Genomic DNA, 13,981 nt, shown 5'->3' on the forward strand with positions numbered 1-13,981 from the left:
AAGAGCGCCCGGTTAATCTGCAAACCGTCGAAAGCAACACGATTGATTCCCACGGAGAGATTCCCATGAAGAAACTGACTGCCCTGTTCGCCGCCACCGCCATCGCCCTGACTGCCGGCCTGGCCCAGGCCCGCGACCTCGGCCCGGACGAGGCGCTGAAGCTGCGTGACGCCGGGACCATCAAGTCCTTCGAAGAGCTGAACAAGAACGCCATCGCCAAGCATCCCGGCTCGAGCGTCCACGATACCGAGCTGGAAGAGGAATACGGCCGCTACATCTACCAGGTCGAGTTGCGCGACCCGCAGGGCGTGAAGTGGGACCTGGAGCTGGATGCCGCTACCGGCGCCGTGCTCAAGGACCACCAGGACGACTGATGAAGTGGCTCATGCGCTACGCCGGGATCATCGCACTGGTCCTGGCGGTCATCAGCCTCGAGGCGATGGCGCGCGACCTGGACCAGGACGAGGTCCTGCGCCTGCGCCAGGACGGTGTGATACAGCCGCTCGAATCCCTCATGCAGGAAGCCCTGGGGCGTTACCCCGGGGCGCGCCTGCTGGAGGTCGAGCTGGAAGAGGAAGACGACGTCTATGTCTACGAGGTGGAACTGCTCACCCGCGACGGCGTCGTGCGTGAACTGGAACTGGATGCCCGCAACGGCCGCATCCTGAAGGACGAGGAAGACGACTGATGCGGTTGCTGCTGGTTGAGGATCACGTTCCCCTGGCCGACGAACTGATGGCCAGCCTGACCCGCCAGGGCTACGCGGTGGACTGGCTGGCCGACGGCCGCGACGCGGCGGTACAGGGCGCCAGCGAGCCCTACGACCTGATCATTCTCGACCTCGGCCTGCCCGGGCGTCCCGGCCTGGAGATACTCCAGGAGTGGCGTGGCCTGGGACTCGCGACTCCGGTGCTGATCCTCACCGCGCGCGGTTCCTGGGCCGAACGCATCGATGGGCTCAAGGCCGGTGCCGACGACTATCTGACCAAGCCGTTCCATCCGGAAGAGTTGGCCTTGCGCATCCAGGCCCTGTTGCGCCGCGCCCATGGGCTGGCCAACCAGAGCCAGCTGGAGGCCGCCGGGCTGCGCCTGGACGAGCAGCGTCAGTGCGTGTGCCTGAACGGCGCCGACGTCGACCTGACCGCCGCCGAATTCCGCCTGCTGCGCTATTTCATGCTGCACCCCGGCCAGGTCCTGTCCAAGGGGCACCTGGCCGAGCATCTGTACGACGGCGAGACCGAACGCGATTCCAACGTCATCGAGGTCCACGTCAACCACCTGCGGCGCAAGCTCGGCCGCGAGGTGATCGAGACCCGCCGTGGCCAGGGCTACCGCTACGCCGGGGTGGCCGCCGGATGAGGTCGATCCAGCGGCGCCTGAGCGTCGGCCTGTTCGCGGTGCTGCTGGTGGTCGGGCTGGTCCTCGCGCAGACCGGCCTGTGGCTGTTCGACCAGGGCCTGCGGCGCTATTTCGCCGGCAACCTGCGCGAGGAGGCGGAGAACCTGCTGGTGGCCATGGTGCGCGGGCCGAACGGCATGCAACTGGACGAGCAACGCCTCAACCCGGCGTTCCAGCGCCCGTATTCCGGGCGCTATTTCGTCATCGAGCTGGAAAAGGACACCTGGCGCTCACGCTCCCTGTGGGACAGCGAGCTGGAAGTGCCGCACAAGAAAGGGCTGGTGCAGGGCCTGGTCGATGGGCCCGAGGAGCAGCGACTGCTGGTGTTCCGCGGCCACTACAAGCGCATGGGCCAGAAGCTGCGGATCGTGGTGGCGCAGGACTATACGCCGATCCTGGAAAGCTTCGCCCGTGTGCAGTGGATGGGCCTGGGCGCCGGCGCCCTGGCGCTGCTCCTGGTATTGCTGTTGCAGCGCCTGACCGTGCGTCGTTCGCTGCGTCCGCTGGAGGAGGTGCGCCTGCAGATCGCCCAACTGCAGCAGGGCCAGCGCAGCCAACTGGACAACCAGGCTCCCGAGGAACTGGAGCCGCTGGTGGAGCAGATCAACCACCTGCTGGCGCACACCGAGGAGACCCTGAAGCGTTCGCGCAACGCCCTGGGCAACCTCGGTCACGCCCTGAAGACGCCGCTGGCGGTGCTGGTCAGCCTCGCCGAGCGCGAGGAGATGGCGCGCCAGCCGGAGTTGCAACAGGTCCTGCGCGAACAGCTGGAACAGATCCAGCAGCGCCTCGGTCGCGAGTTGGGCAAGGCGCGCCTGGTCGGCGAAGCGCTGCCTGGCGCACATTTCGATTGCGCCGAGGAGTTGCCGTCGCTGTGCGACACCCTGCGCCTGATCCACGGCCCGCACCTGCAGGTGAGCTGGAGCGCGCCACCGGGGCTGCGCCTGCCATGGGACCGCGAGGACCTGCTGGAGATGCTCGGCAATCTGCTGGACAACGCCTGCAAGTGGGCCGATAGCGAAGTCCGCCTGACTGTCGCGCAGGGCGAGGGCATGGTCCGCCTGAAGGTCGACGATGACGGCCCCGGCATCCTCCCCGACCAGCGCCAGGCGGTGCTCGAGCGGGGTACCCGGCTCGACGAGCAGGTCAGCGGCCATGGCCTGGGCCTGGGCATCGCGCGCGACATCGCCGAGGCCTGCGGTGGCCGCCTGAGTCTCGAAGACAGCCCGCTGGGCGGCCTGCGAGTGAGCATCGAGTTGTCGTTGCAGAAGAGCGGCCGCGCCGCCAGGGCTTAACAGTTCTTCACCATTTGCCGACAGTCCCGGCAAGATTTCCTCCTGCGCTTTCCCTAGCATCCCGGGCTTCTTGCAAGGAGGTCTTGGACGATGAAACGGCGGACGGGTACGGGCCGCTGGCGCTGGGCGCTGATGCTGCCGGTGCTGGTGTTCCTGTTGGGCGAGTCCAGTGGACAGCGAGAGGAGGGGCGGTCGCCGCGGTTACCCGCGCAGGCTCGCTACGAGCAGGCCGTGGAAAACGCGTTGCGCAGCGAGCGCGGCGAACCGCGACAGGCCGGGACAGCGGCAGCGAAGGTGGCCGAGGCGGGAGCCCCGGCGCGTCTGCGTGGCTGGCTGCGCTCGCTGGCCCGCCTGGCGATCTGGGGGACCTACGGCCCCCCGGCGCTATTCAGGCCGTGAACGGTCAGGCCTTGAACTGTTCCATCAGGCCCTGCTGGTGGTTGGCCAGGCGGTTCAGCGACTGACTGACCTGGGCCGATTCCTCGGCCTGGCTCGACAGCGACTCGGTGACGTCGCGGATCGCCGCGACATTGCGGTTGATCTCCTCGGCTACCGAGCTCTGTTCCTCGGCGGCGCTGGCGATCTGCAGGTTCATGTCGTTGATCACCGTCACCGCCTCGCCGATCCGTTGCAGCGCGGCCACCGCTTCATCCACCTGCTCGACGCTGCCCTGGGCCTGGCGATGGCTGCCGTGCATGGCGTCGACCACGTCGCGGGTGCCCTGTTGCAGGCCTTCGATCACCCCGCGGATCTGTTCCACCGAGTCCTGGGTGCGCCGGGCGAGGTTGCGCACTTCGTCGGCGACCACCGCGAAGCCGCGGCCGGCGTCGCCGGCGCGGGCCGCCTCGATGGCCGCGTTGAGCGCCAGCAGGTTGGTCTGCTCGGCGATGGCGCGGATCACTTCCAGCACCGAACCGATTTCCTCGCTGCTGCTGGCCAGTTGCTCGACCTGGCCCATGGCGCTGGTCAGGTTGGCGGCCAGGCTGTCGATGCTCTGTGTGGTGCGGTCGATCAGCGCCAGGCCGTCGCGGGTCGCCTGGTCGGCACCGCGCGCGGCGTCGGCGGCCTGGGCGGCGCTACGGGCGACGTCCTGGGCAGTGGCGGTCATCTCGTGGGATGCGGTGGCGACCTGGTCGATCTCGCGGAACTGCTGCTGCATGCCGGCGCTGGTCTGGCTGGAAATCGCCGCCGACTGGTCGGCGGTACTGCGCGCATCGCGCACCGAGACCTTCACGTCGCGGATGATCGGCTGCAGCTTGTCGAGGAAACGGTTGAACCAACCGGCCAGTTCGCCCAGCTCGTCGCGCCCGGTGTGCGGCAGACGCTGGGTCAGGTCGCCTTCGCCGCTGGCGATGTCGCGCAGCATGTGGGCGACGCCGAGGATCGGCCGGGTTACGCCGCGGGCGGTCAGCCACAGCACCAGCAGGCCGAGCACCGCGGCGCCGAGGCCGAGGCCCAGTTCGACCCAGGTGCCTTCGCGGCGCATGTCGTCCAGTTGCCGCTCCAGCGCCAGGGCCGGGCCGAGCAGGGCGCTCTTCGGCACTTCGAGGAGCACGCCCCAGGGCTTGGCGCCGGGAATCGGCTGCAACGGTTGCAGCACCTTGAGGTCGTCGTTCTCGTTGAACAATTGGCTCTTGCCGGCGGCCAGCAGTTGCAGGAGTTCGCCGGCGTGCTGCGGATCCGCCTTGGCCAGGTTCTTGCCGAGCAGGCCGGCGTCGCGGCTGTTGCCGGCGAACAGCCCGGCCGGGCTGAGGATGCCGACCTGGCCAACGCCGTCGTAGAGTTCGCGGTTGCCCTGTTCGCTGAGCGCCTGCAGATTGCTCAGGTTGATGTCCAGGCCCATCACGCCGATCACCTTGCCATCCAGTTCGAGGGGGAAGGCGATGCTGGTCATCAGCAGTTGGCGCTCGCCGACCTTGTCGAAGTAGGGATCGAGCACGCAGGGTTGAGCGCTTTCCTTCGGGCAGGTGTACCAGGCGTTGTAGGCCGCGCCGCTGGGCCCGCTGCTGGTGTCGGCGAGTTCGGACTCGACCATCGACTCGGACTCCAGCTGTCCCGGCGTGGCCTGCGCCCAGTACAGGGAGAAGCGTCCCTTGTCGTTGCTGCCCAGGGCGGGCTGGTCGACGAACAGTTCGTCCTTGCCGTCCAGTGCGTTGGGTTCGAAGACCACGTACAGGCCGAGCACCTCGGGATTGGCGGCGAGCGCGGTGCGCACCTGGCGGGTCAGGTCTTCGCGCAGGTCGTAGGCGTCGAGGAAGCGCTTCTGCGCCTGGTCGCGGAGGAACAGGATCTGCCGGGAGAAACCCTTGCCGTACTGGAAGGCATCCATGAAATAGCGCTGGATGCGCAACGCCTGCAATTCCCCGCGGGCTTCCAGGCGCAGGCGCGCCGATTCGTCGAGCATCTGCGTACTGGCGCTTTTCACCAGTACGCTGCTGTGCTGCATGCGGTAGACCGAAAGGCCGACCAGCAAGGCGACCACGCCGAGCAGGCAGAGGCCTGCCAGCAGGGTGATCTTCCATTGGATGGACAGGCGGCGAAGGAACATGGGAGGGGTCCTTGTACGAAGAAACTGCGGGGGCCCAAGGCTTATCGGCAGGGCTCGCCCATTCTTGACGACGGTTCGTTCGCTGGCGCCGGATTGCCGTCGTGCGGCGAATCGCACGCAAGAACCGTGCACAACGGTTTATAGCCAGGCGACATTCGCCCATGCGCGGCTTTGACAGGCGGGGATGGCTGTAGCAGAGTACGCCCCTTTTTTCGGTCGCAGGCGGCCGGGTTCGTTTCATTTGCAAGGAGTTCAACGATGAACGCAGTGGTGCTGGCGGTCGCACTGATGCTCGTCCTCAGCCTTTGCCGTGTGCATGTCGTGCTGGCGCTGATCATCGGCGCGGTGGTCGGCGGACTGTTCGGTGGCCTAGGCCTGGAGGGGACTCTCAAGGCCTTCAACGGCGGCCTCGGCGGCGGCGCCACGGTGGCCCTGTCGTACGCCATGCTCGGCGCCTTCGCCGTGGCCATCGCTCGCTCCGGCGTGGCCCATGCGCTGGCCGACAAGGTCCTGGCGCTGCTCGGCCGGCACGACGAGCAGGGCAAGGGCGCCGGTGCGTTCAAGTGGATCCTGGTCGGCCTGCTGCTCTGCGTGGCGGTATCCTCGCAGAATATCCTGCCGATCCATATCGCCTTCATCCCGCTGCTGGTGCCGCCGCTGCTCTATGTGCTGAGCAAGCTGCAGATCGACCGGCGATTGATCGCCTGCGTCATCACCTTCGGCCTGATCACCCCGTACATGTTCCTGCCGGTGGGCTTCGGCAACATCTTCCTCAATGAAATCCTGCTGGCCAACGTGGCGCGCAACGGCGTCGACGTCAGCGGGGTCAACGTCACCCACGCCATGTTCATCCCGGCCCTGGGCATGCTCGCCGGGTTGCTCATCGCGGTGCTGTTCAGCTACCGCCGCAAGCGCGTCTACGACTTGCAGCGGATCGAGCAGGCCGAACGCGTCGATGTCAGCTATAGCCCGAAAAGCCTGGCGGTGGCCGGGGTCTCCATCGTCGCCGCGTTCGTCGTGCAGCTGTGGCTGGACTCGATGATCATCGGCGCGCTGGTCGGTTTTGTGGTCTTCTCGCTGTCCGGCGTGGTGCGCTGGAAGGAGACCGACGACCTGTTCACCGAAGGCATGAAGATGATGGCCACCATCGGTTTCATCATGATTGCCGCGGCCGGTTTCGCCGAGGTGATGAAGGCCACCGGCGAGGTGCAGAGCCTGGTCGACGCCTCGGTGGCCTGGATCGGCAACAGCAAGGCGGTCGGCGCCATGCTGATGCTGCTGGTCGGCCTGCTGGTCACCATGGGCATCGGCTCGTCGTTCTCCACCGTGCCGATCATCGCCGCGATCTTCGTCCCGCTGGCGGTGCAACTGGGCTTCAGCCCGCTGGCCATCGTCAGCATCGTCGGCACCGCCGGCGCGCTGGGGGATGCAGGTTCTCCGGCGTCGGACTCGACCCTCGGGCCGACCTCCGGGCTCAACGTCGACGGCCAGCACAATCACATCTGGGACACCGTGGTGCCGACCTTCCTGCACTACAACCTGCCGTTGCTGGTGTTCGGCTGGGCCGCCGCGATGTTGCTCTGAGTCCCATTTCGGGCGGTCGCCTGACGGAATGTCGGGCCGGCCGCTTAAGCTTCCGACGGGATTGCCGATGAAACGGGAATCCCGTTTTTTATTGGGCGTCATGCTAGGAGTTGATGATGCGTCTGACCCTGAAATCCAAAGTCCTCCTGCTGGCCATGGTGCCGGTGCTGCTCTTCGCCCTGGTGCTCAGCGGCGGAGCGGTGCTGATCCTGAAAAAACAGGCTGATACCGAAGTCAAGGATACCCGCGAGCGCCTGCTCGGCGACCGTCGTGCCGAACTCGAGCACTATGTGCAGATCGCCATGGGCAGTATCCAGGCCGAGTACGACCGCTCGGCCAACGGCGACCTGAACGCCCGCGCCGAGGCTATTGCGCGCCTGTCGAAGGTCAAGTACGGCAAGGACGGCTATATCTTCGGCTACGACTCCCAGGTGGTGCGCCTGTTCCGTGGCGACAGCCCGGTGGATGTCGGCAAGAGCTTCCGCGACCGCCGCGATCCCAGCGGCGTCTACCTCAACCGCGAACTGGTGGAGGCAGGCAAGAGCGGCAGCCACTACGTGACCTATACCTCGCCGCTGCCGGGCAACGAAAGCGTCATGGTGCCGAAGCTGTCGTACACCCTGTACCTGCCGAAGTGGGACATGGTGATCGGCTCGGCGATCAACCTCGACGGCGTCGAGGCCCAACTGGTGGAGATCAAGCAAGCCATCGACGAGCGTATCGGCACCCTGATCGCCAGCATCGTGGCGATCGCCGGGGTCCTCCTGGTGGTCCTGCTGGTGATCGGCCTGGCGGTGGCCAACGCGATGCTGCGTCCGCTGCACCAGATCCGCCAGAACCTCGACGACATCGCCGCCGGCGAGGGCGACCTGACCCGCCGCCTGCCGGTGACCAGCCACGACGAGCTGGGCGAGCTGGCCGGTTCCTTCAACCGCTTCGTCGAGAAGATCCACGGTCTGGTGCGGCAGATCGCCGGGATGACCGGCGACCTCAAGCAACTGGTGGAGCAGATGTCGGCCCAGGCCGAGCGTTCCGAGCAGGCCATGGAGCGCCAGCGCCACGAGACCGATCAGGTCGCCACCGCGATCAACGAGATGTCCGCCGCCGCCCATGAAGTGGCGCAGAGCGCCCAGCGCGCCGCCGAGGCCGCGCAGCAGACCGACCACGAAGGCCAGGCGGCCAAGCGCGTGGTGGACGGCAGCATCGAGCGCATCCACGCGCTGGTGGACGAGATCCGCGACAGCGGTTCCTCGCTGGACAGCCTGCAACAGGACGTGCAGTCGATCGTCAGCGTGCTCGGGGTGATCCGCTCGATTGCCGAACAGACCAACCTGCTGGCGCTCAACGCGGCCATCGAGGCGGCCCGTGCCGGCGAGGCCGGACGTGGCTTCGCGGTGGTCGCCGACGAAGTGCGGGCGCTGGCCAGCCGCACCCAGCAGAGCACCCAGGAAATCCAGGGCATGATCGATCGCCTGCAGCAGGGCACCAACGCCGCGGTCGACGCCATGCGCCGTTCCGGCGAGGCCGGCGAGGGCACCAGCAACCAGGCCAACCAGGCCGGCGATTCGCTGGACGCCATCGCCCAATTGATTGCCACCATCAACGCGATGAACGCGCAGATCGCCAGCGCCGCCGAGGAACAGACCGCGGTGGCCGAGGAGATCAACCGCAGCGTGCACCAGATCGCCGGCGCGGTGGACAGCGTCGCCGACGAGGCCCAGCAGGGCGCGCAGACCGCCCGCAGCCTGGCGCAACTGGGCCAGGGCCTGGGCCGGCTGGTCGGCCAGTTCCGCATCTGACCCTTCCCCCGCGCGACCGCTGCCGGCAAAAGAGCCAGCCGGCAGTGGTGCGCCACAGAGCCTTCCTGTCATTATTCGGCGGAGTCGGCCGGCAGTCGTGAACGATCCACCTCCGCCGGCTGACTAATGCTTTGCTTCCCACTGCCAGATGGATTGGACATGCTCGACACGAAACTGGAATCCCGGACTTTTCTCCTGTTGCTGGCGGTGGTCACGCTCGCCTTCGGCTGGCTCTTGCTGCCGTTCTACGGCGCGGTGTTCTGGGGCACCATCCTGGCGATCATCTTCGCCCCGGTGCAACGCCGCCTGCAGGTGCGTCTGAGGGATCGGAAGAACCTCGCCGCGCTGATCACCCTGCTGATCTGCGTGCTGATCGTGATCATCCCGGTGATCTTCATCGCCGGTTCGCTGGTGCAGGAAGGCGCGAGCGTCTACCAGCGGGTCAAGTCCGGCGAACTGAACTTCGCCGCCTACCTGCAGCAGGCGGTGGCCGCCTTGCCGCCATCGGTGCACCAGTGGCTGGAGCGCTTCGACCTGGCCAATCTCTCGAGCCTGCAGGAGAAGCTCTCCTCGGTGGCGATGCAGGCCAGCCAGGTGGTGGCGACCAAGGCGTTCAGCATCGGCCAGAACACCCTCGACTTCGTCATCAGCTTCGGCATCATGCTCTACCTGCTGTTCTTCCTCCTCCGCGACGGTCGCGTGCTCGGCCGGCGGATCAAGCAGGCGGTGCCGCTGAGCCAGGAACACAAGCACCACCTGTTCGCCAAGTTCACCACGGTGATCCGCGCCACGGTGAAGGGCAACATCGCCGTGGCTGCCACCCAGGGCGCTCTCGGCGGCCTGATCTTCTGGGTGCTGGGCATCGAGGGCGCCTTGCTCTGGGGCACCCTGATGGCCTTCCTGTCGCTGCTGCCGGCCATCGGCGCGGCGCTGATCTGGGCGCCGGTGGCGGCCTATTTCCTGCTCACCGGGGCGATCTGGCAGGGCGTAGTGCTGATCCTGTTCTGCGTGGTGGTGATCGGCCTGGTGGACAACATCCTGCGCCCGATCCTGGTCGGCAAGGACACCAAGATGCCGGACTACGTGGTGCTGATCTCCACCCTCGGCGGTATGGCCCTGTTCGGCCTCAACGGCTTCGTCATCGGCCCGCTGATCGCCGCGCTGTTCATGGCCAGTTGGGACCTGTTCACTGGTCGCGAGGAAGAACCACAGGCCTGAGTCGCGCCCGTGGCAGACAAGCCCCGCGAATGCGGGGCTTGTTCGTTTCAGGCCTTGAAGCATCATGGACGGCGCTGTCGTGGCTGAGCCGCTCCAGGCAGTGCCTGGGGCCTTCGGCTAACAGTGCGTCGAACCCGGTACATCGCGACCGTTGCGCAACCGGACATGGAGCAGCGCTTGCCGGCACTCCTCAGGGCTCGCCGCTGTCAACCGGCGGCGGACCTCGGCTTGAGCGCGCAGGTGGCGAGGAAGGTCGGCATGAAGCGGTCGATGACGAAGCGCGGGTGCGGTTGCCAGTCTTCGTAGAAATCCTGCAGCAGCAGGCCGGCGGCGAGCTGGCCGGCGATTTGCTGGGTCAGGCTATGGCCGAACACCAGGGCTTCGCCTTTCTCGCGCTTCGCCGCGAGGGCTTCGGCGGAGAGGCTTTCCAGGTCGGAGTAGGGCAGGCGATGTCGCGGCCGGATCAGGCCCTGCTCTGCCAGTTCCGGCGAGCGGTCCTCGATGAACAGCGCCGGGTTGTAGAAGCTCGCCAGCAGCTTGCCGCCCGGCCGCAGCACCCGCGCGCATTCGCGCCAGACCGGCAGGACATCGTCGACGTAGAGATTGGAGATGGGATTGAAGACCAGGTCGAAGGAGGCATCGGCGAAGGTCGAGAGGTCGCGCATGTCGCCCTGCACGCAGGCCAGTTCGAGGCGGTCGCGGGCGGCGACCTGGCGGTCCTTGTCCAGCTGTCCCGCCGAGGCGTCGAACAGCGTGACCCGTGCGCCGGCGGCGGCAAGGATCGGCGCCTGCTGGCCGCCGGCCGAGGCCAGGCAGAGGATCTCGCGGCCGCGTACGTCGCCCAGCCAGTGAGTGGGTAACGCGCCCGGGGTCAGCTTTACCGCCCAGTCGCCGCGGCGTGCGGCGGCGACCTCTTCGGCGCTGACCGGTCGCGACCATTCGCAGTCACGGGCGGCCTGGGCGTCCCAACTGGCGCTGTTGTGTCGCAGGACGTCGATATCGTGGAAGGTGGGCATGAGGCCTCCGGGTTCATCCATGGAGCGCGGAGCATGCCACGGCAGCGGGGCAGGGTGCGTGGGGCGGGCCAAAGAAAAACCCCGCCGAGGCGGGGTTTTCGTGGAGCGGGCGACTCAGCCGGCGAGGGCCAGGCCGGAATGCTGGAGGATTTCCAGCAGCGGCTGCGGGTAGACGCCGAGGAAGAACGCCAGCAGGGCGATGGCCACCAGCATGATGCCGCCGGCGCGCTGGCCCCAGTTGAACGGTGCGTCGTGCTGGCGGATGCCGGGCTCGACCAGGAACAGGGTGACCATGACCCGCAGGTAGTAGTACAGGCCGATGGCGCTGCCCAGCACCAGGGCGCCGATCAGCCACCACAGGTGCGACTCGACGCCGACCGCGATCACGTAGAACTTGCCGATGAAGCCGGCGGTCAGCGGGATGCCTGCCAGCGACAGCATCATCACGGTCATCACCGCGGTCAGCACCGGCCGGCGCCAGAACAGGCCGCGGTACTCGAACAGCGCATCGGCGTCGCGGCCGCTGTACGGGGTGGACATCAGGGTGATCACGCCGAACGCGCCGAGGGAGGTCAGTACGTAGGTGGCCAGGTAGACGCCGACCGCTTCCACGGCCATGCCCTTGCTGGCGATCAGGGCGACCAGCAGGTAGCCCAGGTGGGCGATGGACGAGTAGCCGAGCAGGCGCTTGATGTTGCTCTGGGTCAGTGCCAGCAGGTTGCCGAAGAGGATCGAGGCGACCGCGATAACGCTCAGGGAGATGTTCAGCAGTTGGTTGTCCAGGGCCGCCGGGGCGATCTGGAACAGCCGCAGCAGCACGGCGAACACCGCGACCTTGCTGGCGGTGGCGAGGAACGCCGAGACCGGCGCCGGGGCGCCTTCGTAGACGTCCGGGGTCCACAGGTGGAAGGGCACCAGCGACAGCTTGAAGCCCAGGCCGACCAGCATCATGCCGACGCCAACGCTGACCAGCGGACCGCTCAGCACGTGCTCGGCGACCTTGGCGCCAAGGCCGGCGAAGCCCAGGGTACCGGACTCGGCGTAGAGCAGGGCCATGCCGAACAGCAGGAAGGCGGAGCCGGCGGCCGAGAGCACGGTGTACTTGATGCCGGCTTCCAGCGAGCGCTTGTTGAAGAAGGCGTAGGCGACCATCCCGTAGACCGGGACCGAGAGCAGCTCCAGGCCGATGAACAGGCTGGCCAGGTGCTGCGCGCTGACCAGCACCAGGCCGCCGGCGGTGGCCAGCAGCAGGAGCAGGTACAGCTCTTCGCGGTTACCCGGATAGCTTTCCATGTAGGCGTGGGCGAGGGTCACGCAGGCCAGGGCGGAGACCAGCACCAGGGCCATGTAGAAGCAGGCGTAGTTGTCCACCAGCACCAGCGGGGTCACCTCGATCGGGGTGACGCCGAGGACCGGCAGCAGCGACAGCAGGGCCAGGTTGAGGCCGATCACCGAGAGAGTGGCGGTGAACGAGTGATTGCGTTTCCAGGCTACCGCCAGCATCACCACCACCAGGGTGGCGCTGGTGATCAGCAGTGGCAGGAGCGCGATGAAGTGTTGGATCGTAAAGGTCATTTCGCGACTACCGTCCTGCAAGGGTGGAAAGGGCTGCGCCCAGCCATTGCTGCACGCCGTGCATGCTGGCCGCGGAGATGTCCAGCACCGGCTGCGGGTAGACCCCGAGCAGGACCAGCAGGACCGCCAGGCCGAGCACCATGCTCAGTTCGCGGGCGTCGAGGCCGAGGATCGGCTCGTCGGACTGGCTGGGTCCGAAGTAGGCGCGGTGGATCATGATCAGCGAGTAGACCGAGGCGAAGACCAGGCCGAAGGTGGCGATCACGATGATCACCGGGACCACCTTGAAGGCGCCGATCAGGATCAGGAACTCGCCGACGAAGTTGCCGGTGCCGGGCAGGCCCAGCGACGCCGAGGCGAAGAACAGGCTGATCGCCGGCAGGTAGGGCATGCGCGACCACAGGCCGCCCATCTTGCGCATGTCGCGGGTATGCAGGCGCTCGTAGAGCTGGCCGCAGAGGATGAACAGCGCCGCGGCGGAGAGGCCGTGGGCGATCATCTGTACCACCACGCCCTGCAGCGCGACCTGGCTGCCGGAGTAGATGCCGATCATCACGAAGCCCATGTGCGAAACGCTGGAGTAGGCGACCAGGCGCTTGATGTCGGTCTGCGCGAAGGACAGCAGGGCACCGTAGAAGATGCCGATGATGCCGAGCCACATGGCGATCGGCGCGAATTCCGCCGAGGCGTTGGGGAACAGCGGCAGGGCGAAGCGGATCAGGCCGTAGGCGGCGGTCTTCAGGAGGATGCCGGCGAGGTCCACGGAGCCGGCGGTGGGCGCCTGGGCGTGGGCGTCCGGCAGCCAGGAATGCACCGGCACCACCGGCATCTTCACCGCGAAGGCGACGAAGAAGCCGAGCATCAGCAGCCATTCCACGTGGGGGCTCAGCTGGGTCTTCAGCAGGGTGGCGTAGTCGAAGGTGATCACGCCGGTGGCATTGAAGTTGACGAACACCAGGCCGAGGATCGCCACCAGCATCACCAGGCCGCTGGCCTGGGTGAAGATGAAGAACTTGGTGGCGGCGTAGATGCGGGTCTTCTTGCCGTCATCGGAACTGTGTCCCCACAGCGCGATGAGGAAGTACATCGGCACCAGCATCATTTCCCAGAAGAAGAAGAACAGGAACAGGTCGATGGCGAGGAACACGCCGATCACACCGCCCAGGATCCACAGCAGGTTCAGATGGAAGAAGCCGATGCGGCGCTGGATCTCGTTCCAGGAGCAGAGGACCGAGAGCACGCCGAGCAGGCCGGTGAGGGCGACCATCAGCAGCGACAGGCCATCCATCGCCAGGTGGATGCTGATGCCGAGACGCTCGATCCACAGCACCTTGAATTGCAGGGTCCATTCCGGCTCGCCGCCGGGCGCGGGCGCCAGCTGGAAGTCGCCGGTGGCCCAGATCCACAGGCTCAGGATCAGGACCAGGGTCATCGAAAGCAGCGCGATCCAGCGGGGCAGGGTCTTGCTGCTGTGTTCGGCGATCCAGCAGAGGAAACCGCCGATGAAGGGGATCAGGATTAGCCAGGGCAGAATCATGACAGGCTCAG

The 13,981-nt window shown here is 66.9% G+C and carries 11 protein-coding genes and 2 pseudogenes; 8 read left to right on the plus strand and 5 right to left on the minus strand.

What is annotated here, in order from left to right; translation table 11 throughout:
• The first annotated feature begins 65 nt into the window (after positions 1-65).
• From VQ067_RS12505 to VQ067_RS12525, 5 genes are all read left to right on the plus strand, one after another.
• On the plus strand, positions 66-374 hold the full coding sequence (locus tag VQ067_RS12505; protein ID WP_003090497.1) for a PepSY domain-containing protein: 309 nt from the start codon (positions 66-68) through the stop codon (positions 372-374).
• Positions 374-688: a PepSY domain-containing protein gene (locus VQ067_RS12510; RefSeq protein ID WP_003131079.1), complete on the plus strand. Its 315-nt coding sequence runs from the start codon at positions 374-376 to the stop codon at positions 686-688. Before VQ067_RS12505 ends, VQ067_RS12510 begins: the two co-directional genes overlap by 1 nt.
• Positions 688-1,359 (plus strand): two-component system response regulator CarR, encoded by a 672-nt coding sequence (carR, locus tag VQ067_RS12515; protein WP_003090494.1) that lies wholly within the window; start codon positions 688-690, stop codon positions 1,357-1,359. The genes VQ067_RS12510 and carR overlap by 1 nt, the downstream gene beginning before the upstream one ends.
• Positions 1,356-2,693 (plus strand): two-component system sensor histidine kinase CarS, encoded by a 1,338-nt coding sequence (gene carS / locus VQ067_RS12520; RefSeq protein WP_003097701.1) that lies wholly within the window; start codon positions 1,356-1,358, stop codon positions 2,691-2,693. The genes carR and carS overlap by 4 nt, the downstream gene beginning before the upstream one ends.
• 90 nt (positions 2,694-2,783) lie before the next feature.
• Positions 2,784-3,092, plus strand: a complete 309-nt coding sequence (locus tag VQ067_RS12525) for a hypothetical protein (protein ID WP_003097699.1) — start codon at positions 2,784-2,786, stop codon at positions 3,090-3,092.
• 4 nt (positions 3,093-3,096) lie between these two features.
• Here the strand turns inward: VQ067_RS12525 and VQ067_RS33505 are convergent.
• Positions 3,097-3,633: pseudogene (locus VQ067_RS33505) on the minus strand (methyl-accepting chemotaxis protein); the annotation flags it as partial.
• A gap of 321 nt (positions 3,634-3,954) precedes the next feature.
• Positions 3,955-5,241 (minus strand): annotated as a pseudogene (locus tag VQ067_RS33510) (PDC sensor domain-containing protein); the annotation flags it as partial.
• Positions 5,242-5,499: 258 nt separating this feature from the next.
• Between VQ067_RS33510 and VQ067_RS12535 the strand changes: the two are divergent.
• From VQ067_RS12535 to VQ067_RS12545, 3 genes are all read left to right on the plus strand, one after another.
• Entirely contained in the window at positions 5,500-6,825 is a 1,326-nt protein-coding gene (locus tag VQ067_RS12535) for a Na+/H+ antiporter family protein (protein ID WP_033991120.1), read from the plus strand.
• A 113-nt stretch (positions 6,826-6,938) separates the two neighbouring features.
• Positions 6,939-8,624, plus strand: a complete 1,686-nt coding sequence (locus tag VQ067_RS12540) for a methyl-accepting chemotaxis protein (protein ID WP_073646317.1) — start codon at positions 6,939-6,941, stop codon at positions 8,622-8,624.
• Positions 8,625-8,783: 159 nt separating this feature from the next.
• Positions 8,784-9,842 (plus strand): AI-2E family transporter, encoded by a 1,059-nt coding sequence (locus VQ067_RS12545; protein ID WP_003090487.1) that lies wholly within the window; start codon positions 8,784-8,786, stop codon positions 9,840-9,842.
• Between the two features lie 206 nt (positions 9,843-10,048).
• On the opposite strand, the gene VQ067_RS12550 is transcribed toward VQ067_RS12545, so the two are convergent.
• The 3 genes from VQ067_RS12550 to nuoM all read right to left on the minus strand — a co-directional run bounded on the left by VQ067_RS12550 (position 10,049) and on the right by nuoM (position 13,970).
• The gene (locus tag VQ067_RS12550; RefSeq protein ID WP_019371700.1) at positions 10,049-10,858 is read right to left on the minus strand and encodes a class I SAM-dependent methyltransferase; all 810 of its coding nucleotides are present in this window, start codon (positions 10,856-10,858) and stop codon (positions 10,049-10,051) included.
• Positions 10,859-10,972: 114 nt separating this feature from the next.
• Complete coding sequence (gene nuoN / locus VQ067_RS12555) at positions 10,973-12,433, minus strand: NADH-quinone oxidoreductase subunit NuoN (RefSeq protein ID WP_003090482.1); 1,461 nt, start codon at positions 12,431-12,433, stop codon at positions 10,973-10,975.
• Positions 12,434-12,440: 7 nt separating this feature from the next.
• A complete protein-coding gene (nuoM, locus tag VQ067_RS12560; protein ID WP_003097684.1) occupies positions 12,441-13,970 on the minus strand; it encodes an NADH-quinone oxidoreductase subunit M in 1,530 nt (509 codons plus the stop codon).
• Positions 13,971-13,981 lie beyond the last annotated feature (11 nt).

The organism is Pseudomonas sp. KBN12P06040 (assembly GCF_037574965.1).
GTDB lineage: Bacteria > Pseudomonadota > Gammaproteobacteria > Pseudomonadales > Pseudomonadaceae > Pseudomonas > Pseudomonas aeruginosa.

Coding starts and splice junctions, on each gene's coding strand:
- VQ067_RS12505 (WP_003090497.1), top strand. CDS start 66: ATGAAGAAACTGACTGCCCTGTTCGCCGCCACCGCCATCGCCCTGACT.
- VQ067_RS12510 (WP_003131079.1), top strand. CDS start 374: ATGAAGTGGCTCATGCGCTACGCCGGGATCATCGCACTGGTCCTGGCG.
- carR (WP_003090494.1), top strand. CDS start 688: ATGCGGTTGCTGCTGGTTGAGGATCACGTTCCCCTGGCCGACGAACTG.
- carS (WP_003097701.1), top strand. CDS start 1,356: ATGAGGTCGATCCAGCGGCGCCTGAGCGTCGGCCTGTTCGCGGTGCTG.
- VQ067_RS12525 (WP_003097699.1), top strand. CDS start 2,784: ATGAAACGGCGGACGGGTACGGGCCGCTGGCGCTGGGCGCTGATGCTG.
- VQ067_RS12535 (WP_033991120.1), top strand. CDS start 5,500: ATGAACGCAGTGGTGCTGGCGGTCGCACTGATGCTCGTCCTCAGCCTT.
- VQ067_RS12540 (WP_073646317.1), top strand. CDS start 6,939: ATGATGCGTCTGACCCTGAAATCCAAAGTCCTCCTGCTGGCCATGGTG.
- VQ067_RS12545 (WP_003090487.1), top strand. CDS start 8,784: ATGCTCGACACGAAACTGGAATCCCGGACTTTTCTCCTGTTGCTGGCG.
- VQ067_RS12550 (WP_019371700.1), bottom strand. CDS start 10,858: ATGCCCACCTTCCACGATATCGACGTCCTGCGACACAACAGCGCCAGT.
- nuoN (WP_003090482.1), bottom strand. CDS start 12,433: ATGACCTTTACGATCCAACACTTCATCGCGCTCCTGCCACTGCTGATC.
- nuoM (WP_003097684.1), bottom strand. CDS start 13,970: ATGATTCTGCCCTGGCTAATCCTGATCCCCTTCATCGGCGGTTTCCTC.